We start from the raw sequence: 26,287 nt of genomic DNA, 5'->3' as shown, positions 1-26,287 counted from the left end.
CGCAGAGGAGGCAATTGTTTCTCCGTGCTATTTGCTGAAGTACCTGAAATTATGGAACAATAGCGAAAAGATTTTCTAAGGACTTCACCGTGATAGATTCAGACGGGTTCAGGCCGAATGTCGGTATCATTCTGGCTAACTCGATGGGTCAGGTGCTGTGGGCAAGACGTATTGGCCAGAATGCATGGCAGTTCCCTCAAGGGGGCATCAATGCGTCAGAGTCGCCGGAAGAGGCGATGTATCGGGAACTTAAAGAAGAGATTGGCCTCACACCTGAAGATGTTGAGGTTATCGCTGTAACCCGAGGCTGGTTGCGGTACCGACTGCCCAAACGAATGATTAGGCACCATTCCCATCCTGTATGTGTAGGACAGAAACAAAAGTGGTATCTGCTGCGAATGTTAAGTGACGACAGTGCAGTAGAGATTGATTCAACAGATTCCCCTGAGTTTGATGGCTGGCGTTGGGTAAGCTATTGGTATCCTTTGGGGCAAGTGGTTGCGTTTAAACGGGATGTTTATCGTAAGGCGATGCGTGAGCTGTCGCCTAAGCTGACACGGCTGGTCCTGGGTGGCTGGTACATAAAGGAGTAAGCACTGCATGTTGGAAACGCTGCGTAAGATTGTGCAGGAGGTTAACGCCGCACCGGACCTGGAGTCGGTGCTGGATGTTATTGTCCGACGAGTGCAGCGTGCCATTCGCACAGATGTATGTTCTATCTACATGCTTGATCAGGCCCGTGAGCGTTATGTGTTGATGGCGACACAGGGGTTGAATCAAAAATCGGTAGGCCAGGTATCACTCTCGCTGGGTGAAGGTATTGTCGGGATGGTGGCAAAGCGTGCTGAGCCGATCAACCTTGAAAATGCCTCTATTCACAGCGCATTTGCTTATCTAAAAGGTACCGGTGAGAAAAAGTTTCATGCTTTTCTTGGGGTGCCGATCATTCACCACCGAACCCTGTTAGGTGTTTTGGTGGTGCAGCAGAAATTGATTCGTAAGTTTGATGAGTCTGAAGAGGCTTTTATGGTGACCATGTCGGCGCAGTTAGCCGGGGTGATTGCCCATGCTGAAGCAACGGGCTCGATTAATCGTATCTCTGAGCACAATAAGACCGAATCAGACCGCAAGTTCGAAGGGGTCTCAGGTTGTATCGGTGTCGCTATAGGGCCTGCGGTGGTGATGACTCCACTGGCGGATCTGGATGGCGTGCCCGATCGTCAGATTGATGATATCAAAGCAGAAGTTGCTAAATTTAAGAAAGCCCTGTCTCAGGTTCGTCGGGATATTAAAAAGGTCGGGCGTAGTCTGGCTAAGCGGTTGCGTAGTGAAGAGCGCGAGCTGTTCGATGTGTACATTCGTATGCTCGATGATAACGCCTTGGCAGGCGAGGTGATCGCTCAAATTAAGCAGGGTAGCTGGGCTCAGGGCGCCTTAAAAAAAGTCATTGGCGAGCATGTTCATCAGTTCTCATTGATGGATGACCCCTATTTGCGTGAGCGGGCAAGCGATATTCGAGACCTGGGGAGGCGGATGCTGACCTGTTTGCAGGAGTCTGGCCCGGCGCTGTCTGAAATAGTGTTTCCTGAAAATACCATTCTGGTTGCTGACGAATTGACGCCTGCCATGCTGGGTGAAGTGCCCACGGAGAAATTGATAGGTTTACTGTCAGTGAACGGCTCGGGTAACTCCCATGCTGCTATTTTAGCCCGTTCTATGGGTATTCCGACCGTAATGGGGGTCGTTGACCTGCCATATACCCGCATAGAGGGATTAAAAGTAATCCTCGATGGTTACTCCGGTCGGGTTTTTGTTAACCCTTCAGACGATCTGTCCCGGTGCTATCAGGATATTATCCGCGAAGAGAATGAAGTCAACGCTGGGCTTGAGGGGCTGAAAGATCTACCTGCGGAAACTACCGATGGCTATCGCATGCCACTCTGGGTTAATACGGGTTTGGTCACTGATGTTGCCCGTTCACTGGAGCGGGGGGCGGAAGGGATCGGTCTCTACCGTACCGAAATTCCTTTTATGATTCGGGATTTTTTCCCCAGTGAGCAGGATCAGACAGATACTTACCGGCAACAGTTAGAAGCTTTTGCGCCTCGTCCGGTAACGATGCGGACCCTGGATATTGGTGGTGATAAGCCGTTGCCATACTTTCCGATTGTAGAAGACAATCCCTTTCTCGGCTGGCGGGGTATTCGGGTAACACTGGATCATCCGGAGATCTTTATCGTACAGATTCGTGCCATGTTGAGGGCTGCTGAAGGGTTAGATAATCTGCGCATAATGCTGCCGATGGTAACCAATGTGCAGGAAGTGGATGATTCTAAAAAATTGATCGCTCAGGCGGTGGAAGAGCTGCGGGAAGAGGGCTATGCCATCAATCAGCCGCTTATCGGTGTGATGATTGAAGTACCTGCTGCGGTCTATCAGGTGCGTCGTTTTGCGCGTCGGGTTGACTTCATCTCTGTGGGTTCTAACGACCTGACTCAGTATTTGCTGGCGGTTGACCGAAATAATCCACGGGTTGCGGGTCTCTATGTGTCATACCATCCGGCAGTTCTGAAAGCGCTGCAGTTTATCGCGCTGGAAGCCCATAAAGAGAATGTGTCGGTGAGTATTTGCGGTGAGATGGCGTCCGATCCCGGAGGGGCTATTCTCTTGATGGCGATGGGTTATGATGTTCTCTCAATGAACGCGACCAATCTGCCGAAAGTGAAATTTGCCCTTCGCGGTATCAGTTTTGAGCAGGCAAGAGAGCTGCTCAGCGAGATTATTGTTATGGATAATGTGGATAAGATCCATATGAAGCTACGTCAGACGCTGATGGATTTAGGTCTGGGTCAGCTTACGCGTCCGACTATTCCTGATTGATTATCTGTTTCAGCATGAGCCGGATGCTGTTGCGTTCGGTTGTGCCCTTTTTATCGTAGTTCTGCTCGACTATCTCTGCTTCCCCGTTGTGTTTAATCAACAGCGCTGTGGTTGCTCGGGTGCCGTAATTCTCCGAGCGAATAAAACTGGCTGAGATCATGCGCTCAAAATCGGGGGTGACGCCGGTATCCGGCAGCAAAGAGTCAGGAAAAGTGTCGGTGTTGGCCATCAATTGAATCAGCTTATCACTGCTCAGCTCGCCGCTATCGATACAGCTTTTTAGTGCGGCTTTGCGGGCTTCAAGTTTGGGCCAGGGTGTGTCGAATACGGCGTTGCTAATGCCATGTATTCCCGCCGGAATCGGTTGTAGAGGTTCGCTGCGATTCGAAAGATAGCAGAGCTGATTGCCATCATCGATCAGCTGGTTGAAACCATCAAACGCATCGAGTGATGTCGAGCGGATAAAAGCTTCACAGCTTTGCTCGCTGAGCAGAAACTCTAATGGAAGGTTACCTCTGGAGCGTTCGCCCTGTTTTTGTCGACGGCCATCTCTGTGATTGGTCAATGCTGAGAAACGACCCTGACTAGTCAGCCCCAGCCAGGTGCCTCCCTGTTCCAGATCTTTGCCTGCCACTAGGTTGCTTTGTTCTGGCCAAAACTGCATCGGCCGTGTTGGCCGGGCATAGAACTCGTCCCGGTTTGCTGTCAGAATCAGCTTGTAGTCTGGATGGTAGTTATAGGCGAATAGAATCAGGCACACAGTGGTCTCTCAGCTGGTATCATATCGGCTTTATTTAAAACCAAAAACTTTAATATATCTATTCTAGGATGCGCGGATTGCGCAGTTTTCTAGTAAAAAAGGATGACAGGTCAGATGTGGGTTCATGAGATTGATCCGATAGCGGTGGCGCTTGGACCACTGAAAATTCACTGGTATGGGCTGATGTATCTGGTTGGTTTTGCCTCCGCCTGGTATCTGGGGGGGAAGCGGGCCCGTCGTCCGGGTTCTGGCTGGACCGAAGATCAGGTGTCGGATCTGATTTTCTTGGGTGCTGTCGGTGTGGTGTTGGGTGGCCGGTTTGGGTATGTGCTGTTTTATAACTTTGGTCAGTTCCTTGATGACCCGCTATGGCTGTTTGCTGTCTGGGAAGGAGGGATGTCTTTTCATGGAGGGTTGTTAGGTGTGATAGCTGCGATCGGCTACTTCTCCCATAAGTATAAGAAAAGTTATTTTGATATCGGTGATTTTGTTGCGCCACTGATTCCAATCGGGCTTGGTGCGGGACGGGTAGGTAATTTTATCGGTGGAGAGCTTTGGGGGCGTCCTACGGATCAGAGTTGGGGGGTTATCTTTCCCCGTGCTGGCGATATGCTGGCGCGCCATCCTTCGCAGCTCTACGAATTTGCTCTTGAAGGTGTAGTGCTGTTTACGGTTCTCTGGTTCTATTCATCGAAACCCAGGCCTAAAATGGCAGTGTCAGCATTGTTTCTGATTCTTTATGGCCTCTTTCGTTCGAGTGTTGAGTTCTTCCGTCAGCCGGATGTCCAGCTGGGTTTTGTTGCGTTGGACTGGATGACCATGGGGCAGCTATTGTCGTTGCCGATGATTGTGCTGGGAGCTGTGCTGCTGGTGGTGGCCTATCGGAACAATACAGCAGAAACACGGGGTTAAGTTGGCGTAGGCTAGTCAGTGGTTTCGCATAGATACAGATATAGAATCTGCTGTGATAAGGGGGGCGTGAAGAGGCGCTAACATCTGTCGAAATGCTAGCCCCGGCGGAGCAATGCTAGCTTCAGTAACGCTGCAACCGACATGGCGTCAGTGATCTCTCCGTTAATGGCCATCTCAATGGCTTCGGTTGTTTTGATTTTTATCAGTTCGATATCTTCGGTGTCTTCCAGTTGCTGTTTACCCTGGCTGAGGCCGGTTGCCAGAAAAATAAAGGCGATCTCATCGGTGACCGAGTTGGAGGTTCTTAACTCCATAAAGGGTTGCCAATGCTCTGCGGTTAAACCGGTTTCTTCTAGCAGTTCCCGTTTGGCCGCTTCAAGTGGCGGTTCATCTAATGGGCCGCCGCCCTCAGGTATTTCTATAGTGGTTTCATTATTGGGGTAACGGCTCTGTCGGACCAGCCAGGTATTGTCATCATCGTCGAGCGCAATTATGCCGATAGCGTGTGACTTAAAGTGAACTACGCCATAAATCCCTTCGGTTCCATTGGGGCGGATTACCTCTTCATGTTGAACCTGTATCCAGGGGTTTTCGTAGACGGTCTCCTGGCTTTTTTGTTGCCATCCACCAACTTTAATTTTCGACATTATGGTTTCTGTTTTATCTAAGAGAAGGAATCGGGCCAATTGAAAGGCCCGTCCTGGGTGCTAAGCTATACCGAGAAAGGGTACTGAATTGCGTCGTGGTATTGATAATCTTCTACTTCAAAGTCATCAGTGCTGACCCAGGTTTCCAGATCTTCCAGTGTCTTAATATCCGGATTGATCTTCAAGGTGGGTAACCCTAATGGTTCACGTTTAAGCTGAACGTCACGCATCAACTCAACCTGGTCTTCATAGATGTGTGCATTGACGATCTTATGATATGCCTTGCCAGGCTTCTTGCCGGTGATCTGGGCGATGATCGCTAACAGGAAATATACCTGAACCATATTAAAGGTGAGGCCCAGTGGAACATCACAGCTGCGCTGCGTGCTATTCAGGTAGAGAGTATCGCCGAGCAGAGAAAAGTGGTGACTGTACATGCAGGGACGCAGGCAGCCCATATGAAATGCCCCCGGATGATAAAAAGTGTAGATTTCCCCACGGTCATCGATGCCGTTGCTCAGGTCGTCGACAATTTTACGCAACAGATCGATGCTGCCACCATCTGGCTTAGGAAAGTTTCTGCCCACTTTTCCGTAGATAAAGCCACAATCGTCGTCGCCTTTGCGGTACGGATTGGCTAGCCAGGCTTCATTGTCATTGGCATTGGCGTCCCAGGTGCGGGTGCCGATCTTTCTGAAGTCTTCAGCGTTATTGTAGCCGCGCAGATAACCCAGCATTTCAGCGATGGCTGATTTATAGAAGCTCTTACGGGTTGTCACCAATGGGAACTCCCCAGCGGCGACGTCGTAGGTAAGGTCGGCATTAATTACGGTCAGGCAGCGCTTTCCGGTGCGTTCATTTTCCACCCAGACGCCTTCATTAATTAGCCTTTGGCACAGATCGAGGTATTGTCTCATTGGTTTGTTATTAACCCTGTGGTTAAATTCAGCTAGCAATGTTACCAAACAGCAGTGCGCTGGTACCAGTATTAAGGAGATTATATGAACCTGGCGATCATTGTTGCTCAGGCTGAAAATAGGGTAATCGGAATCAATAACAACCTGCCCTGGCATCTGCCGGAAGACCTGCGTTATTTCAAGCAGGTGACTATGGGTAAGCCGATTATCATGGGGCGTAAGACGTTTGAATCGATCGGTCGGCCATTGCCTGGTCGCACCAATATTGTGGTGACTCGGGACACTGGTTATCAACCCGAGAATGTAAAGGTAGTGCATAGTCTGGAAGCAGCCCGTGAGCTGGCTGAGAGTGTCTGTCTTGTGAATGGCTGTGATGAGGCGATGATTATTGGTGGCTCACAGATCTATGAGCAGGCGCTGGTGCTGGCAGATCGACTCTATCTGACTCAGGTGCATGCTGAAGTTGAAGGTGATGCCTGGTTTCCGGCGTTTAATCCCGGTGACTGGGCTGAGATCGGCCGGGAAGATTTTGCTGCTGACGGGCCTAATCCCTACAACTATAGCTTTATCGTACTGAAACGGATCTCCTGAAGGTGAAGTTATGATTGAGCCGGTGTTGTCTATTCTTGCTGACGGAAAGTTTCACTCGGGGCAGGCGCTTGGGAAGGCCCTGGGTGTTAGCCGCAGTGCGATCTGGAAACAGATAAAGCTTATCGAAGAGTCGGGTATAGAGGTGTATAGCGTCAAAGGGCGTGGTTATCGTATACCCGGTGGGCTGGATCTGTTGGATAGGCTGCTCATTGACGAAGCGCTGGACCCTGCGGTTCGCGACGAGCTGAAACATATCGCTTTGAATTTGGTGATTCCTTCAACTAATGCGATGGCAATGGAAGCGGTTTACCGTGATGGCCATGGCTCTCTCTATCTTGCAGAACAGCAGACTGCAGGCCGTGGGCGGCGGGGGCGGAGCTGGGCTAGTCCATTTGCCAGTAACCTCTACTTCTCTCTGACCTGGCAGTTTAATAATGGTGCCGCGGCGTTGGAAGGTTTGAGTCTGGCGGTGGGTATCGCTCTGATTCGGGGGTTGAAACAGCTGGGCGTTGATGATGTTCAGGTAAAGTGGCCCAATGATCTTTTATGGCGGGGCAAAAAGCTGGCGGGTGTGTTGCTTGAGATGAGCGGCGATGCGGCTGGCGAGTGCTTTGTTGTTATTGGAGTGGGGATCAATGTGCGGATGCCTGAAGCAGCGGCAGAGGATATTGAGCAGCCCTGGACCGATCTGCAGCAAGTGCTGGGTATTGCTCCTTCGCGTAACAAGTTGTTAGCGGAACTAATGAATCAGCTAGTGCCAATGCTGGAACAGTTTTCCAGTGAAGGCTTCGCTCCGTTTAAAGAGGAATGGCAGGGGGCGAATGCGCACCTGGATCAGCAGGTTAATCTGCATGTGGGTAATCGCAGGGAACAGGGCGTCTGTCGTGGTGTTGATCAGGCCGGGGCGCTGTTATTAGAGACGGATGGTGAGCTACAGGCTTTTCATGGCGGTGAAGTGAGTGTGCGTCTGGCATGAGAATACTAGACCTGGATGCGGGAAATACCTTTGTTAAGTGGCGACTTGCAGGGACGGCTCTACGTGGCCGAATTTCACATAATGACTTACATAAGGTTGATTGGCCTGAGGCTATTGATCGTGTAAGGGTTGCATCGGTTGCGGGTGAGCAGGTAAGTGAGGCTTTGCAGGCCTTTGTTCAGCAGCGGTGGCAGTTGGAGGCTGAGTTCGCCAGAACTTCTGCAATAGCGTCGGGTGTGACAAATAGCTACACAGACCCTTCTCGCATGGGCGTGGATCGCTGGCTGGCGATGTTGAGTGCCTGGGATCGAACGAAGGCTGCGTGCTGGGTGGTTGATTGTGGTAGTGCGATTACAGTAGAGCAGCTCGATGGTAATGGGCGACACCTGGGGGGGTATATCATCCCGGGGATTCAGCTGATTAGTCATAATTTGCTATCAAATACCGCAGAGATAATCGTTGATCACTCGATTAAGGGGTTTAACTCAACACCGGGAGTCAATACATCAGAAGCGGTTCAGCACGGTATCAACTTGTTACTGGAAGCGCTTGCGGAAAAGGTAATGCGTGAATCGAAGGGGCAGCCTGTTTATGTTACCGGCGGTGACGGGGCGTTATTCTGTTCGTTGGCGGATGGTGCTATATGGTGCCCGGATCTGGTGATGGATGGCTTGCCTTTGGCGATCGGAGGCTAAGATGCGCTGGATCTTTATCTTACTGTTGCTTGTGAATGCGCTCTATTTTGGTTGGCAGATGCGCGAGTCGACACCGGGGGCTGTAGAGGTGTTGCCAGCCAATATCACCCATATCCGTTTGCTAGATGAAGTTGAGCGGACTCTACTCCTTCCGCGTTCAGCAAAAACACAGCAGTCCTCTGTGGTTAATGCGCCTGCAGCAGCGTCATCGGTTGATCAAAATGCCATAGGGGGAAATGCACCGAAAGAGATTGCAACTGAGTCGCTTGAATCCTGGTGCCAAGTGCTGAGTGGTTTTACTGACGTAGCCGTTGCTCATGAGCTGCTAGAGCGATTGAAGCGGCTGGGAGTTACTTCTTTTGTGCTGCCGGTTGAGGTGGAGAGAGTGTTAGCGTACGAACTGGCACTAGACCGGCCAGAGTCGGCAGCAGGCCAGCAGGCAATGATGGATAACCTTGCCGCGCTGGAATTGTCTGTTGAAGAGGCTCGGGTTAACAGCAAAACAGTCTATATTATCGGTCGCTATGGTAGTCACAGGGCGATGAATCAGGCCTATGATGCGCTGATCGGACTGTTTGAGCCGGTTCTATATCAGGTGGTAAGTCAGGATAGTCAGTTTGAGCTCTGGGTAGAGTCGGATGCTTCAGTAAAAAACAACAATAAAATCAATGATCTAGATGGATTTTTAAGTTCAGAAATAAAAATTGAAAAAAAACTATGTAAAGGGGTTGCAAGCGTGGGGGCGCGTGATTAATATATGCGCCACTTCGCGACTGATGCCGGTATAGCTCAGTTGGTAGAGCAACTGACTTGTAATCAGTAGGTCCCGAGTTCGACTCTTGGTGCCGGCACCATTTTTTAGTGGCGAAGTATTGGTAGGGTGGGGTTCCCGAGTGGCCAAAGGGATCAGACTGTAAATCTGACGCGCGAGCTTCGGTGGTTCGAATCCACCCCCCACCACCAATTACTGTTATGCGGGTATGGTACAATGGTAGAACCTCAGCCTTCCAAGCTGATGATGCGGGTTCGATTCCCGCTACCCGCTCCAGTTTGATGTGCTCATGTGGCTCAGGGGTAGAGCACACCCTTGGTAAGGGTGAGGTCGGCGGTTCAAATCCGCCCATGAGCTCCATTTATGTATTACGAGGGTAGATATAGCGATATGTCTGCCCTTTGTTGTATGTGGCAACGTGGTTAACCACACTTACTTTTTTTGCAAGGTAAATGGCAATGGCTAAAGAACAATTTGAACGTAATAAACCGCACGTTAACGTTGGTACAATCGGCCACGTTGACCACGGTAAAACAACTCTGACAGCAGCACTGACACGTGTTTGTGCTGAAGTTTTCGGTGGTACTGCGGTAGCATTCGATGGTATCGACAACGCACCAGAAGAGCGTGAGCGTGGTATCACAATCGCAACTTCTCACGTTGAGTATGATTCTGTTGAGCGTCACTACGCACACGTAGACTGCCCAGGACACGCCGATTATGTTAAGAACATGATCACCGGTGCTGCTCAGATGGATGGTGCTATTCTGGTATGTGGCGCGACTGATGGCCCTATGCCACAGACTCGTGAGCACATCCTACTGTCTCGTCAGGTTGGTGTACCGTACATCGTTGTATTCCTGAACAAAGCTGACCTGCTGGCTGAAGATTGCGGCGGCGTTGACTCTGAAGAATACGAAGAGATGCTGGAACTGGTTGAAATGGAGCTGCGTGAGCTGCTTGATCAATACGAATTCCCAGGTGACGACACTCCAATCATCGCTGGTTCTGCCCTGATGGCATTGAACGGCCAGGATGAGAACGAGCTAGGTACAACTGCTGTTAAGAAGCTGGTAGAAGCACTGGATTCTTATATTCCTCAGCCTGAGCGTGCAATCGATCAGCCATTCCTGATGCCTATCGAGGACGTATTCTCTATCTCCGGTCGTGGTACCGTAGTAACGGGTCGTATCGAGCGTGGTATCGTTAGAACTGGCGAAGAGATCGAAATCGTTGGTGTTAAAGATACAACGACGACTACCTGTACTGGTGTTGAGATGTTCCGTAAGCTGCTTGACGAAGGTCGTGCAGGCGAGAACGTTGGTGCGCTGCTACGTGGTACTAAGCGTGATGACGTTGAGCGTGGTCAGGTACTGGCTAAGCCAGGTTCTATCACTCCTCATACGCGTTTTGAAGGTGAAGTATACGTACTGTCCAAAGATGAGGGTGGTCGTCACACTCCATTCTTCAAGGGCTACCGTCCACAGTTCTACTTCCGTACAACTGATATCACCGGTGCTTGTGAGCTTCCAGAAGGCGTTGAGATGGTAATGCCAGGCGATAACATCAAGATGGATGTTACCCTGATCAACCCAATCGCGATGGAAGAAGGTCTGCGCTTTGCGATCCGTGAAGGCGGACGTACAGTTGGTGCAGGCGTTGTGTCTAAAATCATCGAGTAATCGTTGATTTATAGCAACTTAATTGTTGCTACCTGATGGGGACGTGTGTAATATATGCGTCCCTAGTTAGCACTAGGCCAGTGGCTCAATTGGCAGAGCAGCGGTCTCCAAAACCGCAGGTTGGGGGTTCGAGTCCCTCCTGGCCTGCCAACTCTAATCGGAGTTGGCATCTAACAAAGTTATACCAAATTATCGATAACCGAGGCCCATCGTGAATTCTAAAGTGTCTTCCGAAGGATCAAAGCTAGACGGCCTGAAATGGGTTGTAGTGGTGGCGCTAGTTGCTGCTGGAGTAGTGGGTAATTCTGTTTATTCAGAAGAGTCTCTGTTGTATCGGGTAATTGCGCTGCTGGTTATTGCTGGTGTCGCTGGCTTTATTGCCCTGCAGACAGCAAAAGGGGCGGCTTTTTTTACCCTGTTTAAAGAAGCGAAGGCTGAGATACGTAAGGTTGTTTGGCCAACGCGACAGGAAACAACGCAGACTACATTGATTGTTACAGTGGTAGTGCTGATTGTTGGTTTACTTTTATGGGGTCTTGACTCGCTTTTGAGTTGGGGTGTCTCCGGCGTAATCGGATAAGAGGAAAGAGGCATGGCTATGCGATGGTATGTTGTACATGCGTACTCCGGTTACGAGAAGCGTGTGATGAATACTCTACAGGAACGAGTTGAGCTGCGTAATATGCAGGACGACTTTGGTGATATCTTAGTTCCTACTGAAGAAGTTGTAGAGATTCGCGAAGGTAAGAAGCGTAAGTCTGAGCGTAAGTTCTATCCTGGCTATGTTTTGGTCCAGATGGAAATGAATGACGAGACTTGGCACTTGGTTAAAGATACGCCACGTGTCATGGGTTTCATTGGTGGTACTGCTAATAAACCTGCGCCTATTACTCAGAAAGAAGCAGAAGCTATTCTGCAACGAGTCGAAAGTGGCGTTGATCAGCCGCGTCCTAAGACTCTGTTCGAGCCAGGCGAAATGGTTCGGGTTGTAGATGGTCCGTTTGCTGACTTCAACGGTGTCGTTGAAGAAGTTAATTACGAGAAGAACAGGCTGCATGTTGCAGTGTTGATCTTTGGGCGTTCGACTCCGGTCGAATTGGAATTTGGTCAGGTCGAAAAGGCCTGATAACTGATATACCGGAACTGACCTCGGCTCTTAATTGAGAGCTGGGGTTTTTCCGTCTTTGAAACTGGGGAGCCGAAAGGCGCTACTACCCATTAGGAGTAACACATGGCTAAGAAGATCGAAGCTTATATTAAGCTACAGGTTGCTGCCGGTCAGGCGAATCCAAGTCCACCAGTTGGTCCAGCATTGGGTCAGCATGGTGTAAACATCATGGAATTCTGTAAGGCGTTCAACGCTGCTACACAGAGCCTGGAAGCTGGCATGCCAACTCCAGTTGTGATCACTGTTTATGCAGATCGCAGCTTCACTTTCATTACTAAGACGCCTCCGGCTTCTATTCTGCTGAAGAAGGCTGCTGGTCTGAAGAGTGGTTCTGGCCGTCCGAATACTGAGAAGGTAGGTACTGTTACCCGCGCTCAGTTGGAAGATATCGCTACTACTAAAATGGCTGACCTGACTGCTGCTGATATGGATGCTGCTGTACGCACCATCGCTGGTAGCGCACGTAGCATGGGTATTATTGCTGAGGGAGTTGAGTAATGGCTAAGTTGTCTAAGCGCCAAAAGGCGATTGCTGAAAAAGTTGAAATTGGCAAGCAGTACACCATCGAAGAAGCCGTTGCGCTGCTGAACGAGATCTCCACTGTAGATTTCAAAGAGTCTATGGATGTTGCGGTTAACCTGGGTATTGACCCGCGTAAATCTGATCAGAACGTTCGTGGTTCAAGTGTGCTGCCAAGTGGTACTGGTAAAGATGTTCGTGTAGCTGTTTTTGCTCAGGGCGAGAACGCTGAGAAAGCAAAAGCTGCTGGCGCAGATGTTGTTGGTTTCGAAGATCTGGCTGAACAAATCAAGGGCGGCGATCTGAACTTTGACGTTGTTATCGCGACTCCTGATGCGATGCGCGTTGTTGGCCAGTTAGGACAGGTTCTGGGTCCTCGTGGTCTGATGCCAAACCCTAAGGTTGGTACTGTTACACCTGACGTTGTTACTGCGGTAAACAATGCTAAGGCCGGTCAAGTGCGTTTCCGTACTGACAAGAACGGTATTATCCATGCAGGCATTGGTAAAGTTGGCTTCGAAGCTGACGCTATCAAGGCAAACCTGGAAGCGCTGGTTGGCGAGCTGAAGAAGCTTAAGCCTGCTTCTGCTAAAGGCGTGTTCATGAAGAAAGTTACCCTGACCACCACTATGGGGCCAGGCCTGGTAATCGATCAAAGCTCTTTAACTGCTTAATCGATTGTCAGAAAAATTGAGGGTCTCTGCAGCATGCTGTAGAGGTCGTCAAAGACCGCAGGCGAGAATGGCGAAGCCGGACTCTTAATTAATCAGCCTGCGCAGACGGTGTGATCCCCTTAACAGGATCAATTTAACCACCGTACTCGGCGCTTCAGTGATAGATGCTGAAGTCATTGGTAAACAGTCGAAAAGACTAAACCCAGGAGTAAATTGTGGCATTAGGACTCGAAGATAAAAAAGCGATTGTTGCTGAAGTCCAGGAAGCTGCTAAGAGCGCTCTCTCTGCTGTAGTTGCAGATTCTCGCGGCGTTGCCGTTGAGGACATGACTACCCTGCGTAAGCAGGCACGTGAAGCTGGCGTATGGCTTAAAGTCGTACGTAACACGCTTGCACGCCGCGCAGTAGAAGGCTCTGATTACGAATGTATTACTGAATCATTCGTAGGTCCAACTCTGATTGCATTTTCTACCGACCACCCAGGTGCCGGTGCGCGAATTCTTAAAGATTTCGCAAAGGGAAATGACAAGCTAGAGCTGAAGACCGCTGCTTTCGAAGGAAAGGTTGTTGACGTTGCAATGCTGGCATCTCTGCCAACTTACGACGAAGCAATCGGCAAGCTGATGTGCTGCATGAAAGAAGCAGCTGCAGGCAAGCTGGTTCGCACTATTGCGGCCATTCGCGATCAGAAAGAAGAACAAGAAGCAGCTTAATTTTTTTAGCGGCTTAAGAAACGAGTTAAGAGCCTCAGGCTCATATATTTAGGAATTAAATCATGTCCGTATCTAAAGAAGATATCTTGAATGCAATTGCTGAAATGTCTGTAGTAGACGTTGTAGCGCTTGTTGAAGCAATGGAAGAGAAGTTTGGCGTTTCTGCTGCAGCTGTTGCTGTTGCTGGCGGTGCTGGTGATGCTGGTGCAGCTGCTGAAGAGCAGACTGAATTCGACGTTATCCTGGCTTCTATTGGCGATAAGAAAGTTAACGTAATCAAAGCTGTACGTGCAGCAACTGGTCTTGGCTTGAAAGAAGCTAAAGGCATGGTTGATGGCGCTCCTACTGCTGTTAAAGAAGGCGTTAGCAAAGATGAAGCAGCAGAGCTTAAAGCTGCTCTGGAAGAAGCTGGCGCAACTGTTGAAGTTAAGTAAACAGCGTTATGCTTTGTATCAGACTATTTAAGTAGCTGATACATATACGGCTGGTGGCAAAATGCCACCGGCCTTTTTCCGTTATTTAGTATCAGTAAATAATAACGGTTCACAAATCGAGAAATTCCTTCGGTTTGGTTGAATTTTTCAGGTGCAGATGCTGGGGAACTTAGATGGCTTACTCATATACTGAAAAGAAACGCATCCGTAAAGACTTCGGAAAGCTGCCGGAAGCGATGGATGTTCCATATCTGTTGGCAATCCAGTTGGATTCATATTTGAAATTCCTGCAACAGGATGCTGACTCTGCAGAGCGCAAAGATGTCGGACTGCATGCGGCTTTCAGTTCCGTATTTCCGATTGTTTCCTATTCCGGAAACGCTGCATTGGAATATGTAGGTTACCGTCTGGGCGAGCCTGTTTTTGACGTTAAAGAATGTCAGATGCGCGGTATTACATATGCTGCTCCGCTACGCGTAAAAGTACGCCTAGTAATCTATGATCGTGATTCGTCTAATAAGGCGATCAAAGATATTAAAGAACAAGAAGTTTACATGGGCGAAATGCCGCTGATGACCGACAACGGTACTTTCGTTGTTAACGGTACTGAGCGAGTAATCGTATCTCAGCTGCATCGTTCGCCAGGTGTATTCTTCGACCATGATAAGGGCAAGACTCACTCTTCGGGTAAGTTGTTGTATTCTGCCCGTGTCATTCCTTACCGTGGTTCATGGTTGGACTTCGAGTTTGATCCTAAAGATAGCCTGTTTGTTCGTATCGACCGTCGTCGTAAGCTGCCAGCAACTATTCTGCTGCGCGCGCTGGGCTATACCACTGAAGAGATCCTCGATACCTTCTTTGATAACACTTCGTGGAATCTGACCGCTGATAAAGTGCTGATGACACTGGTGCCATCACGACTACGTGGTGAAACTGCAACTTTCGATATTAAAGATGGTAGTGGTAACGTTGTTGTTGAATCTGGCCGTCGTATTACGCCTCGCCATATTCGTCAGCTTGAGAAAGAGAAACTACAGCAGCTGGATGTTCCTGTTGAGTATCTGCTGACTAATGTGATCGCGAAAGATATCGTCGATCCGACTACCGGTGAAATACTTTGTGAAGGCAACAGTGAGATCACTGAAGAGTTGCTGGAGCAGATGCGTACTGCTGGCGTTACTGAGCTGGAAACGCTGTACACCAATGAACTGGACTGTGGTCCATTCATCTCAGATACGCTGCGTAATGACACTACTCGTAGTCGCTTGGAAGCATTGGTAGAGATCTACCGCATGATGCGTCCTGGTGAGCCGCCAACCAAAGAGTCAGCGGAAAACCTGTTTGAGAATCTGTTCTTCAGTGAAGAGCGTTATGATCTGTCAGCTGTTGGTCGGATGAAGTTCAATCGTCGTCTGGCTCGTGCTGAAGAGACTGGCTCAGGTATTCTGGATAAAGACGACATTCTGGCGGTCATGAAAACCCTGATCGATATACGTAACGGTAAAGGTGTTGTCGATGATATCGATCACCTGGGTAACCGACGTATTCGTTCTGTTGGTGAGATGGCTGAGAACCAGTTCCGTGTTGGTCTGGTACGTGTAGAGCGTGCTGTTCGCGAACGTCTGAGTATGGCTGAATCTGATAACCTGATGCCTCAGGATCTAATCAATGCTAAGCCGGTTGCTGCTGCGGTTAAGGAGTTCTTCGGATCTTCCCAGCTGTCTCAGTTTATGGATCAGAACAACCCGCTGTCAGAAGTTACCCACAAGCGTCGTGTATCTGCGCTTGGGCCAGGTGGTCTGACTCGTGAGCGTGCTGGTTTTGAGGTTCGTGACGTACACCCGACTCACTATGGTCGTGTATGTCCTATCGAGACGCCTGAAGGACCAAACATCGGTTTGATCAACTCTCTGGCAACTTATGCCCGCACTAACGACTACGGCTTTTTGGAAAGTCCGTACCGTAAAGTAGCTGATGGCGTAGTGACTGATGAGATTGAATACCTGTCAGCGATCGAAGAGGGTCGTCATGTTATCGCCCAGGCTTCTGCCGGAATGGATGATAACAACACCCTTACCGATGGCTTGGTAGCGGTTCGTCACCAGAATGAATTTACCGTAATGCCGCCGGAAAAAGTTACCTACATGGATGTATCTCCACGTCAGGTAGTATCCGTTGCTGCTGCACTGATTCCATTCCTGGAGCACGATGATGCTAACCGGGCATTGATGGGATCAAACATGCAGCGTCAGGCTGTTCCAACATTGCGTGCTGATAAGCCGCTGGTTGGTACCGGTATGGAGCGTTATGTTGCTCGTGACTCCGGGGTTTGTGTTACTGCAACCCGTGGTGGTGTTATCGAAGCTGTTGATGCGGCGCGTATCGTTGTTCGTGTTAATGATGAAGAGACTCAAGCGGGTGAAGCGGGTGTAGATATCTACAACCTGACTAAGTACACCCGTTCTAACCAGAACACTTGTATTAACCAGCGCTCTATCGTTCGCCAAGGCGAGCAGGTTCAGCGCGGTGATATTATGGCTGACGGCCCGTCCGTTGACTTAGGTGAGCTGGCGCTGGGGCAGAATATGCGCATCGCATTCATGCCTTGGAATGGTTACAACTTTGAGGATTCCATCCTGATCTCTGAGCGTGTTGTTCAGGAAGATCGTTTTACCACTATCCATATTCAGGAACTAACCTGTGTGGCGCGTGATACTAAGCTGGGTTCAGAAGAGATTACCTCGGATATTCCAAACGTTGGTGAATCTGCACTGGGCAAGCTGGATGAAGCCGGTATTGTTCACATCGGTGCTGAAGTAGGCCCGGGTGATATTCTGGTTGGTAAGGTTACACCTAAAGGTGAAACTCAGCTGACGCCAGAAGAGAAGCTACTACGAGCTATCTTCGGTGAGAAAGCGTCCGATGTTAAGGATACTTCTCTACGTGTTAAGACCGGTACCATCGGCAAGGTTATCGACGTACAGGTGTTCACCCGTGATGGTGTGCCTAAGGATGAGCGAGCAGTTTCGATTGAAGAATCTGAACTGAAGCGCATTCGCAAGGATTTGAACGAAGAGCTACGGATTGTTGATCAGGCTACGTTTGAACGTCTTGGTCGTGCGCTTTGTGGTCTGAAAGCTGAAGGTGGTGCAAACTTCAAGAAGGGTGAAGAGATTACTTCTGAAGCTCTGGCTGAGTTGCAGCGATCTGAGTGGTTTAAGATCCGTGTTTCTGATGAAGCAGTTCAGGAGATGCTGGAGAAAGCTCAAGAGCAGCTGGAAGAGCGCCGCGTTGAGCTGGATGCTAAGTTTGAAGATAAGAAGAACAAGCTGCAGACCGGTGATGACCTCGCGCCTGGCGTACTGAAAATTGTTAAGGTTTACGTGGCTACTAAGCGTCGCGTACAGCCAGGTGACAAGATGGCAGGACGTCACGGTAACAAGGGTGTTATTTCGGTTATCATGCCGGTTGAAGATATGCCGTACGATGAGAACGGTGAGCCGGTTGATATCGTACTGAACCCACTGGGTGTACCGTCGCGGATGAACGTAGGTCAGGTGCTGGAAACCCACATGGGTATGGCAGCTAAAGGCCTGGGCGTGAAGATCAATAAGATGCTTCAGGTTGAGCGTGATCGTCTGGAGACAGTTAAAGAGCTGCGTGAGTTCCTGGATCGTGTTTATAACAGCGAGCTGGGTGGTTACAAGTCTGGTCGTCACGAAGACATTAGTACTTTCTCTGATGATGAAGTGCTAGAGCTGGCGAAAAACCTGAAAGGTGGTGTTCCACTGGCAACGGCTGTATTTGACGGTGCGAAAGAAGCAGAAGTTAAAGAGCTGCTACGCATGGCGGACCTAAGTGACACCGGTCAGTTCACGCTGTTTGATGGTCGAAGCGGTGATCAGTTCACTCGTCCTGTAACCGTTGGTTACATGTACATGCTGAAGTTGAACCACTTGGTTGACGACAAGATGCACGCACGTTCTACCGGTTCTTACAGTCTGGTTACTCAGCAGCCGCTGGGTGGTAAGGCGCAGTTCGGTGGACAGCGATTCGGTGAGATGGAGGTATGGGCACTTGAAGCATATGGTGCTGCCTACACCCTGCAGGAGATGCTGACTGTTAAGTCCGATGACGTGAATGGCCGTACCAAGATGTATAAAAACATCGTGGATGGCGATCACAGAATGGAGCCGGGCATGCCAGAATCGTTCAACGTGTTGGTGAAAGAGATTCGTTCGTTGGGTATCGACATCGAGCTTGAATCCGACTAACCCTTTAACAGATAGTTTACTGCGCAGCTGATTTAACCGCTGTGCAGTCAACTCCCCCGAGGAGCTGAATGAAATGAAAGATTTACTTAATCTGTTGAAATCCCAGGGACAGAACGACGAGTTTGACTCGATCCGTATCGGTCTGGCATCACCTGAGATGATTCGATCTTGGTCTTTTGGTGAAGTTAAAAAACCAGAAACCATCAACTACCGTACCTTTAAGCCGGAACGTGATGGTTTGTTCTGCGCTAAGATCTTCGGTCCTGTAAAGGATTACGAGTGTCTTTGTGGTAAGTACAAGCGTCTGAAGCACCGTGGCGTTATCTGTGAGAAGTGTGGCGTTGAAGTTGCACTGGCTAAAGTTCGTCGTGAGCGCATGGGTCACATCGAACTGGCATCTCCAGTTGCCCATATCTGGTTCCTGAAGTCACTGCCATCCCGTATCGGTCTGATGCTGGATATGACTCTGCGTGATATTGAGCGGGTCCTGTACTTCGAATCTTTTGTTGTTATCGATCCTGGTATGACTACGCTTGAGCGCGGTCAGCTGATGAACGATGAGCAGTATTTTGAAGCGCTTGAAGAGTTTGGTGATGACTTCGATGCCCGTATGGGTGCTGAAGCTGTTCAAGAACTGCTGAAGTCAATCGATCTTGTAGAAGAGATCGAAGTGATGCGCGAAGAGCTGCCTGCGACTAATTCTGAAACTAAGATCAAGAAGCTGTCTAAGCGTCTGAAGTTGCTGGAAGGTTTCCATACTTCAGGCAATAAGCCAGAGTGGATGATTCTACAAGTTCTGCCGGTTCTGCCGCCAGATCTGCGTCCTCTGGTACCGCTGGATGGCGGTCGTTTCGCGACTTCGGATCTAAACGATCTGTACCGTCGTGTAATCAACCGTAATAACCGACTGAAGCGACTGCTGGACCTGAGTGCACCGGATATCATCGTACGTAACGAAAAGCGTATGTTGCAAGAATCTGTCGATGCGCTGCTGGATAACGGTCGTCGTGGTCGTGCTATCACTGGCTCTAACAAGCGGCCTCTGAAATCCTTGGCAGATATGATCAAGGGTAAGCAGGGTCGTTTCCGTCAGAACCTGTTGGGTAAGCGAGTAGACTACTCTGGTCGTTCTGTAATCGTGGTTGGTCCATACCTGCGTCTGCATCAGTGTGGTCTGCCTAAGAAGATGGCACTTGAGCTATTCAAGCCATTTATCTTCTCTAAGCTTGAGTTGCGTGGTCACGCGACGACGATCAAAGCTGCTAAGAAGATGGTTGAGCGCGAAGAAGCACTGGTTTGGGATATTCTGGATGAAGTTATCCGTGAGCATCCGATCATGCTTAACCGGGCGCCAACACTTCACCGTCTCGGTATCCAGGCATTTGAGCCGGTACTGATTGAAGGTAAAGCGATTCAGCTGCACCCACTAGTGTGTGCTGCCTATAACGCCGACTTTGACGGTGACCAGATGGCGGTACACGTACCGCTGACAATTGAAGCGCAGCTGGAAGCTCGCGCGCTGATGATGTCAACCAACAACGTACTGTCGCCAGCGAACGGCGAGCCAATCATCGTACCTTCGCAGGACGTAGTATTGGGTCTGTACTGGATGACTCGTTCACGCATCAACGCTCTAGGTGAAGGCACTGTCTTTGCTGATATTAAGGAAGTTCAGCGCGCCTACGGTGCCAAGCAGGTTGATCTGCAGGCTATTGTTAAGGTTCGTATTAACGAAACTATCCGTGATATCGAGGGCAACGAAGAGAATCGCATTACCATTCAGGAAACAACTGTTGGTCGTGCCATGCTGTTTGATATCGTGCCTACTGGTTTGCCGTTTGAGTTGGTAAACCTGTCGATGACAAAGAAAGCGATCTCCCGTCTGATTAACACGGCATATCGTATTGTCGGCCTGAAAGATACGGTTATCTTTGCTGACCAAGTCATGTACATGGGCTTCCGTCAGGCAACTGTTTCTGGCTCCTCTATCGGTGTAAACGATTTCGTTATTCCTGATGAGAAAGTTGAGATCATCACTGCAGCTGATACTGAAGTGAAAGAGATCGAGATGCAGTTTGCAGACGGTCTGGTTACTCAGGGCGAGAAATACAACAAGGTTATCGACATCTGGTCCCGTGCCAATGAAATCCTGGCTAAGAAGATGATGGATAACCTGAAGCGCGAGGAAGTTCTGGATCGCGATGGTAATACCGTCGTTCAGGATTCCTTCAACTCAGTTTATATGATGGCTGACTCCGGTGCCCGAGGTAGTGCGGCACAGATTCGTCAGTTGGCGGGTATGCGTGGTCTGATGGCTAAGCCAGATGGCTCGATCATCGAAACGCCTATCACCGCGAACTTCCGTGAAGGTCTGAACGTACTTCAGTACTTCATCTCTACTCACGGTGCTCGTAAAGGTCTTGCAGATACCGCTTTGAAGACTGCGAACTCAGGTTACCTGACTCGTCGTCTGGTTGATGTTGCGCAAGATCTGGTCATCACAGAAGAAGATTGTGGTACCGAAGCGGGTATGATCATGCAGCCGTTGATCGAGGGTGGCGACGTAGTTGTCGGTCTGGGTTATCGTGTTCTGGGTCGTACTGTTGCTAAAGACGTAATGGATCCAACCGGTAAAGAAGTGCTGCTTGAAGCGGGCACTCTGATGGATGAGACTTGGGTTAAACGTCTTGACGATGAAGAGCGTTACTCCTCTATCGACGAGATTGTGGTTCGCAGTGCGATTACCTGCGAAACTACTTTCGGTCTTTGTGCCAGTTGTTATGGTCGTGACCTGGGTCGTGGACATCGGGTTAACCCGGGTGAAGCGGTCGGCGTTATCGCAGCACAGTCAATCGGTGAGCCAGGTACACAGCTTACCATGCGTACCTTCCACATCGGTGGAGCGGCATCGCGGGCAGCAGCTGTTGACAGCGTTCAGGTTAAAAACTCCGGTACGATTCGGATGCACAATCTGAAAGCAGTAGAAAAAGCTGATGGCTCTTTGGTTACAACATCTCGCTCCGGTGAGTTAGGTGTAACCGATGAACACGGTCGTGAGCGTGAGCGTTATAAGCTGCCTTACGGTTCTGTGATCAAGGTTAAAGATGCTTCAAATGTTGATGCCGGCGCTATCGTTGCTAACTGGGATCCGCATACACACCCAATCATCTCTGAGGTTGCGGGTAAGATTGAGTTTGTTGGTATTGACGACGGTGTTACCGTTAAGCAACAGACTGATGAATTGACCGGTTTGTCGACTATCGAGATTCTGGATGCGGCTGTACGTCCTGCCGCGGGCAAGGATATTCGTCCTCTAATCCGTTTGGTTGACGCTACTACAGGTGATGACCTGTTCCACCCAGGAACAGATCAGCCTGCACAGTACCTGCTGCCTGCTAAGGCGATTTTGAACCTAAGTAATGGTGCTGAGGTAGGTGTTGGTGATGTACTGGCTCGTATCCCTCAGGAAGGCTCTGTAAACAAGGATATTACCGGTGGTCTGCCACGGGTTGCTGACTTGTTTGAAGCGCGTAAGCCGAAAGAGTCGTCTATTCTGGCTGAGATCTCCGGTACGATTACCTTCGGTAAAGAAACCAAGGGTAAGAAGCGTCTGGTTATCTCTCCTCAGAATGCTGATCCAATTGAGATCATGATTCCTAAGTGGCGTAACCTGAACGTATTTGAAGGCGAGACGGTTGAGAAGGGTGAGGTTATCTCTGATGGCCCGTCTAACTCGCACGATATTCTGCGCATCAAAGGTGTTGCTGAGCTGGCGAAATATATCACCACTGAAATTCAGGACGTATATCGCCTCCAGGGTGTTGGCATTAACGATAAGCACATCGAAGTTATTTGTCGTCAGATGCTGCGTAAAGTTGATATCACCAACGGTGGAGATAGTACGTTCATCAATGGTGAGCAGGCTGAATACCACAAGGTAATTGAAGAGAATAAGCGCCTGGAAGCTGAAGGTAAGATGCTGGCTAAGTACGATCGTGTACTGCTGGGTATCACCAAGGCATCTCTGGCGACTGAATCCTTCATCTCTGCGGCTTCCTTCCAGGAAACTACCCGCGTACTGACCGAAGGTGCAGTATGTGGTAAGAAGGATTACCTGCGGGGTCTGAAAGAAAACGTTGTTGTGGGACGTCTGATTCCGGCTGGTACCGGTTTGGCATACCACAAAGAACGTAAGCGTAAGGCTCAGAAAGTTGATGATAACGTATCTGTAAGTGCAGAAGACGTTCAATTGGCGCTGACCGAAGCGTTGAATCAAGCGGCGAGTGACGCCTGATTCAGAATAAATCTGGTCGAATATTGACCTGATGGGCCGAGATTGAGTACAATCTCGGCCCTTTCGTGACAGGAGTGAAAAAAATCCTGTTTTTTTGGTGCTTAAATAAAGCGTGGAGTTTGCTTAATGGCAACTATTAACCAGTTGGTACGACAGCCGCGCAAGCGCAAAGTGACCAAGAGTGACGTACCTGCACTGCAGGCTTGTCCTCAACGTCGTGGCGTTTGTACCCGCGTCTATACTACAACCCCTAAGAAACCGAACTCAGCATTACGTAAAGTATGTCGTGTTCGTCTTACTAACGGATTTGAGGTTACTTCCTACATCGGTGGTGAAGGTCATAACCTACAGGAGCACTCTGTTGTTCTTATCCGTGGTGGTCGTGTAAAAGACTTGCCGGGTGTTCGTTACCACACAGTACGTGGCGCACTGGATACCAGTGGCGTTAACGACCGTAAGCAAGGTCGTTCTAAGTACGGTACCAAGCGTCCTAAGTCTTAATAGTTTACGGGACAGCGACAGAAGTCAGGCAACGGTTGTGCAAACAACCGGCTATACAACTAGAGCTAGACCGCAAGCAATAAGAGTAAGGTCAGGTATCAATTCCTGAAATAACCTGAAGACCTAGATTAAGGGGCTTATCATGCCAAGAAGAAGAGTTGCGGCAAAACGTGAAATCCTGCCGGATCCTAAGTTCGGTAACATTACACTGGCAAAATTTACTAACCACTTGATGATCAGTGGTAAGAAATCTGTTGCTGAGAAGATCGTTTACGGCGCGCTAGACACAATTGCTCAGCGTACTGACGAAGATCCAATTGAAGCATTCAACAAAGCTTTAGAAGCTATCCAGCCTATGGTTGAGGTTAAATCTCGCCGTGTAGGTGGTGCTACTTACCAGGTGCCTGTAGAAGTGCGTCCATCACGTCGTGTAGCACTGGCTATGCGTTGGTTGGTTGACTCTGCTCGTAAGCGTGGTGAAAAATCCATGGCTCTGCGTCTGGCCGGTGAAATCGGTGATGCAGTTGAAGGTCGTGGTGCAGCTGTGAAGAAGCGTGAAGACGTTCATCGCATGGCTGAAGCGAACAAAGCATTCGCTCACTACCGCTTCTAAGCTTTTTTATGAAGTTCCGAGGATTGAGTTTTGGCTCGTAAAACACCGATTAACAGATACCGAAATATCGGTATCGTTGCCCATGTTGATGCGGGTAAAACCACTACGACTGAACGCGTTTTGTTCTACACCGGTATGTCTCATAAAATCGGTGAAGTACATGATGGCGCAGCGACCATGGATTGGATGGAGCAGGAACAGGAGCGTGGTATCACTATCACCTCCGCTGCGACCACCTGTTTCTGGAGTGGTATGAGCCAGCAGTTTGATCAGCACCGGATCAACATTATCGATACACCGGGGCACGTTGACTTCACGATTGAAGTTGAACGTTCTCTGCGGGTACTTGATGGTGCTGTTGTGGTGTTGTGTGCGTCTTCAGGTGTTCAGCCTCAAACTGAGACCGTGTGGCGTCAGGCAAACAAGTATGAAGTGCCACGCATGGTGTTCGTCAATAAGATGGACCGTGCTGGCGCAGACTTTTTCATGGTCGCTGACCAGTTAAAGGAGCGTCTGGGTGCTCATGCTGTGCCGATCAATTTTCCGATCGGTGCAGAGGAAGAGTTTAAAGGTGTTGTCGATCTGGTCCGTATGAAAGCCATTATGTGGAATGAGTCGGATCAGGGGATGACTTACGAGCTGGAAGAGATCCCAGCTGAGCTGCAGGGGCAAGCTGAAGATCTGCGTGAGCAGATGATAGAGGCGGCTGCTGAAGCTTCTGACGAGTTGATGGATAAGTACCTTGAAGAGGGTGATCTGTCCAATGAAGATATCAAGGCTGGCTTGCGTCGCCGTACCCTTGATAATGACCTGGTTCTGATGCAGGCAGGTTCTGCATTTAAGAATAAAGGTGTTCAGGCGGTTTTGGATGCCGTTATTGAGTATATGCCGTCGCCGATTGAAGTTAAGGCGATTGAGGGTGTGCTCGATGATGATGAAACCGTTGCAACGCGTGAAGCCGATGATAGTGCCCCTTTTGCAGCTCTGGCGTTTAAAATTGCAACTGACCCATTCGTAGGTACTCTGACATTTGTTCGGGTGTACTCCGGTGTTCTGGCTTCCGGTGACAGTATTATTAACTCTGTCAAAGGTAAGAAAGATCGCGTTGGGCGGATGGTGCAGATGCACGCAAATAACCGGGAAGAGATTAAAGAGGTTCGCGCAGGCGATATCGCAGCTCTGATCGGTGTGAAAGACGTTACTACTGGAGAGACGCTGTGCAGTCCTAATGATCGAATCATTTTGGAGCGCATGGAGTTTCCTGAGCCGGTAATTTCGGTAGCGGTTGAGCCTAGATCACAGGCAGACCAGGAAAAGATGGGTCTTGCACTAGGTAAACTAGCGCAGGAAGATCCTTCTTTCCGGGTTGAGACCGATCCTGAAACCGGCCAGACAATCATCTCAGGTATGGGCGAATTACACCTGGATATTCTGGTGGATCGTATGAGGCGTGAATTTAGCGTGTCAGCGAACATCGGTAAGCCGCAGGTGGCCTATCGTGAGAAAATCCGCAAGTCTGTCGTGGCAAACCATAAGTTTATCCGTCAGTCCGGTGGTCGTGGCCAGTATGGTCATGTCGTCATTGAGTTTAGTCCTTCCGATGAGGAGGGGCTGGAGTTCATCAATGAGATCGTGGGTGGTTCTATTCCTAAGGAATTTATCCCTGCGATTGAAAAGGGTGTCGCGGAGCAGATGAAGAACGGTGTAATTGCCGGTTATCCGCTTATCGGCCTGAAGGCGCGTCTGTATGATGGCTCCTTCCATGATGTTGACTCTAACGAGATGGCGTTTAAAATTGCTGCATCTCAGGCGCTTAAGAAGTATGCGCAGGAAGCAAATCCCTGTTTGCTTGAGCCAGTGATGAAGGTAGAAGTTGTTACGCCCGAAAACTACATGGGTGACGTTATGGGAGACCTTAGTCGTCGTCGTGGTTTGGTGCAGGGTATGACAGATAGTAGCTCTGGTAAAATAATTGACGCCCAGGTACCGCTGGGTGAGATGTTTGGCTATGCTACAGATCTGCGTTCTGCTACTCAAGGTCGTGCAACCTACTCTATGGAATTCCTTGATTATGGTGAGGCGTCGAAGAACGTCGCTGAAGCAGTAATCAATGCAAGATAATTTGCCCAATATATTAATGAGGTATTAATCGTGGCTAAAGAACAGTTTGAACGTAATAAACCGCACGTTAACGTTGGTACAATCGGCCACGTTGACCACGGTAAAACAACTCTGACAGCAGCACTGACACGTGTTTGTGCTGAA

The 26,287-nt window shown here is 49.5% G+C and carries 23 protein-coding genes and 5 tRNA genes; 25 read left to right on the top strand and 3 right to left on the bottom strand.

All coding sequences use genetic code 11. The features are described from left to right. The first annotated feature begins 89 nt into the window (after positions 1-89). Together QZZ54_RS17745 and ptsP are read left to right on the top strand one after the other, a co-directional pair. Positions 90-593 (top strand): RNA pyrophosphohydrolase, encoded by a 504-nt coding sequence (locus tag QZZ54_RS17745; protein WP_290705129.1) that lies wholly within the window; start codon positions 90-92, stop codon positions 591-593. A gap of 7 nt (positions 594-600) precedes the next feature. After that, positions 601-2,880, top strand: coding sequence for a phosphoenolpyruvate--protein phosphotransferase (gene ptsP / locus QZZ54_RS17740; protein ID WP_290705127.1), 2,280 nt, complete (start codon positions 601-603; stop codon positions 2,878-2,880). On the opposite strand, the gene QZZ54_RS17735 is transcribed toward ptsP, so the two are convergent. Next, positions 2,867-3,640: an NRDE family protein gene (locus tag QZZ54_RS17735; protein ID WP_290705124.1), complete on the bottom strand. Its 774-nt coding sequence runs from the start codon at positions 3,638-3,640 to the stop codon at positions 2,867-2,869. The two genes, ptsP and QZZ54_RS17735, sit on opposite strands and share 14 nt — an antisense overlap. Before the next feature lie 114 nt (positions 3,641-3,754). On the opposite strand from QZZ54_RS17735, the gene lgt reads away from it, so the two are divergent. Then, entirely contained in the window at positions 3,755-4,552 is a 798-nt protein-coding gene (gene lgt / locus QZZ54_RS17730; RefSeq protein WP_290705174.1) for a prolipoprotein diacylglyceryl transferase, read from the top strand. 95 nt (positions 4,553-4,647) lie between these two features. Here the strand turns inward: lgt and QZZ54_RS17725 are convergent, their stop codons facing one another. Further along, positions 4,648-5,199, bottom strand: coding sequence for an NUDIX hydrolase (locus QZZ54_RS17725; RefSeq protein WP_290705121.1), 552 nt, complete (start codon positions 5,197-5,199; stop codon positions 4,648-4,650). A 65-nt stretch (positions 5,200-5,264) separates the two neighbouring features. Beyond that, positions 5,265-6,116, bottom strand: coding sequence for a thymidylate synthase (locus QZZ54_RS17720; RefSeq protein ID WP_290705118.1), 852 nt, complete (start codon positions 6,114-6,116; stop codon positions 5,265-5,267). Positions 6,117-6,200: 84 nt separating this feature from the next. Here QZZ54_RS17720 and folA point away from each other — a divergent pair, with 84 nt between their 5' ends. From folA to QZZ54_RS17610, 22 genes are all read left to right on the top strand, one after another. Further along, positions 6,201-6,707 carry a type 3 dihydrofolate reductase gene (gene folA, locus QZZ54_RS17715; RefSeq protein ID WP_290705115.1) on the top strand — a complete coding sequence of 169 codons (507 nt, stop codon included), beginning with the start codon at positions 6,201-6,203 and terminating at the stop codon, positions 6,705-6,707. A gap of 10 nt (positions 6,708-6,717) precedes the next feature. Then, on the top strand, positions 6,718-7,683 hold the full coding sequence (gene birA, locus QZZ54_RS17710; protein WP_290705112.1) for a bifunctional biotin--[acetyl-CoA-carboxylase] ligase/biotin operon repressor BirA: 966 nt from the start codon (positions 6,718-6,720) through the stop codon (positions 7,681-7,683). After that, positions 7,680-8,378: a type III pantothenate kinase gene (locus QZZ54_RS17705; RefSeq protein WP_290705109.1), complete on the top strand. Its 699-nt coding sequence runs from the start codon at positions 7,680-7,682 to the stop codon at positions 8,376-8,378. Before birA ends, QZZ54_RS17705 begins: the two co-directional genes overlap by 4 nt. Before the next feature lies 1 nt (position 8,379). Continuing rightward, positions 8,380-9,132, top strand: a complete 753-nt coding sequence (locus QZZ54_RS17700; protein ID WP_290705106.1) for a hypothetical protein — start codon at positions 8,380-8,382, stop codon at positions 9,130-9,132. Between the two features lie 24 nt (positions 9,133-9,156). Further along, positions 9,157-9,232: transfer RNA gene (locus tag QZZ54_RS17695), tRNA-Thr, on the top strand. A gap of 25 nt (positions 9,233-9,257) precedes the next feature. Further along, positions 9,258-9,341: transfer RNA gene (locus tag QZZ54_RS17690), tRNA-Tyr, on the top strand. Positions 9,342-9,352: 11 nt separating this feature from the next. Continuing rightward, a tRNA-Gly gene (locus QZZ54_RS17685) sits at positions 9,353-9,426 on the top strand. A gap of 9 nt (positions 9,427-9,435) precedes the next feature. Beyond that, a tRNA-Thr gene (locus QZZ54_RS17680) sits at positions 9,436-9,510 on the top strand. Between the two features lie 98 nt (positions 9,511-9,608). Beyond that, positions 9,609-10,832, top strand: coding sequence for an elongation factor Tu (gene tuf, locus QZZ54_RS17675; RefSeq protein ID WP_290705102.1), 1,224 nt, complete (start codon positions 9,609-9,611; stop codon positions 10,830-10,832). A gap of 74 nt (positions 10,833-10,906) precedes the next feature. Further along, a tRNA-Trp gene (locus tag QZZ54_RS17670) sits at positions 10,907-10,982 on the top strand. Between the two features lie 61 nt (positions 10,983-11,043). Next, positions 11,044-11,412, top strand: a complete 369-nt coding sequence (secE, locus tag QZZ54_RS17665) for a preprotein translocase subunit SecE (RefSeq protein WP_290705099.1) — start codon at positions 11,044-11,046, stop codon at positions 11,410-11,412. 12 nt (positions 11,413-11,424) lie between these two features. Then, positions 11,425-11,958, top strand: coding sequence for a transcription termination/antitermination protein NusG (nusG, locus tag QZZ54_RS17660; protein ID WP_290705096.1), 534 nt, complete (start codon positions 11,425-11,427; stop codon positions 11,956-11,958). Positions 11,959-12,063: 105 nt separating this feature from the next. Further along, the gene (gene rplK / locus QZZ54_RS17655) at positions 12,064-12,498 is read left to right on the top strand and encodes a 50S ribosomal protein L11 (protein ID WP_290705093.1); all 435 of its coding nucleotides are present in this window, start codon (positions 12,064-12,066) and stop codon (positions 12,496-12,498) included. Then, positions 12,498-13,193, top strand: a complete 696-nt coding sequence (gene rplA, locus QZZ54_RS17650; protein WP_290705091.1) for a 50S ribosomal protein L1 — start codon at positions 12,498-12,500, stop codon at positions 13,191-13,193. The genes rplK and rplA overlap by 1 nt, the downstream gene beginning before the upstream one ends. Positions 13,194-13,408: 215 nt before the next feature. Further along, a complete protein-coding gene (rplJ, locus tag QZZ54_RS17645) occupies positions 13,409-13,906 on the top strand; it encodes a 50S ribosomal protein L10 (RefSeq protein WP_290705088.1) in 498 nt (165 codons plus the stop codon). A gap of 62 nt (positions 13,907-13,968) precedes the next feature. Then, on the top strand, positions 13,969-14,340 hold the full coding sequence (gene rplL / locus QZZ54_RS17640) for a 50S ribosomal protein L7/L12 (protein WP_290705085.1): 372 nt from the start codon (positions 13,969-13,971) through the stop codon (positions 14,338-14,340). 173 nt (positions 14,341-14,513) lie between these two features. After that, positions 14,514-18,614 (top strand): DNA-directed RNA polymerase subunit beta, encoded by a 4,101-nt coding sequence (gene rpoB / locus QZZ54_RS17635; protein WP_290705082.1) that lies wholly within the window; start codon positions 14,514-14,516, stop codon positions 18,612-18,614. A 73-nt stretch (positions 18,615-18,687) separates the two neighbouring features. Continuing rightward, positions 18,688-22,908: a DNA-directed RNA polymerase subunit beta' gene (gene rpoC, locus QZZ54_RS17630; RefSeq protein WP_290705079.1), complete on the top strand. Its 4,221-nt coding sequence runs from the start codon at positions 18,688-18,690 to the stop codon at positions 22,906-22,908. Positions 22,909-23,034: 126 nt separating this feature from the next. Further along, entirely contained in the window at positions 23,035-23,409 is a 375-nt protein-coding gene (gene rpsL / locus QZZ54_RS17625; RefSeq protein WP_290705076.1) for a 30S ribosomal protein S12, read from the top strand. 142 nt (positions 23,410-23,551) lie between these two features. After that, a complete protein-coding gene (gene rpsG, locus QZZ54_RS17620) occupies positions 23,552-24,022 on the top strand; it encodes a 30S ribosomal protein S7 (protein WP_019623360.1) in 471 nt (156 codons plus the stop codon). Positions 24,023-24,052: 30 nt separating this feature from the next. After that, a complete protein-coding gene (gene fusA, locus QZZ54_RS17615) occupies positions 24,053-26,143 on the top strand; it encodes an elongation factor G (protein ID WP_290705070.1) in 2,091 nt (696 codons plus the stop codon). A gap of 30 nt (positions 26,144-26,173) precedes the next feature. Then, on the top strand, positions 26,174-26,287 hold a 114-nt coding region (locus tag QZZ54_RS17610), incomplete at its 3' end, for a GTP-binding protein (RefSeq protein WP_290705171.1).

It is taken from the genome of Amphritea sp., assembly GCF_016744155.1.
In the GTDB taxonomy this organism is placed as follows: Bacteria; Pseudomonadota; Gammaproteobacteria; order Pseudomonadales; family Balneatricaceae; genus Amphritea.
The sequence above is the reverse complement of the archived record's forward strand: the minus strand, read 5'-3'. Positions and strand labels throughout refer to the sequence as shown.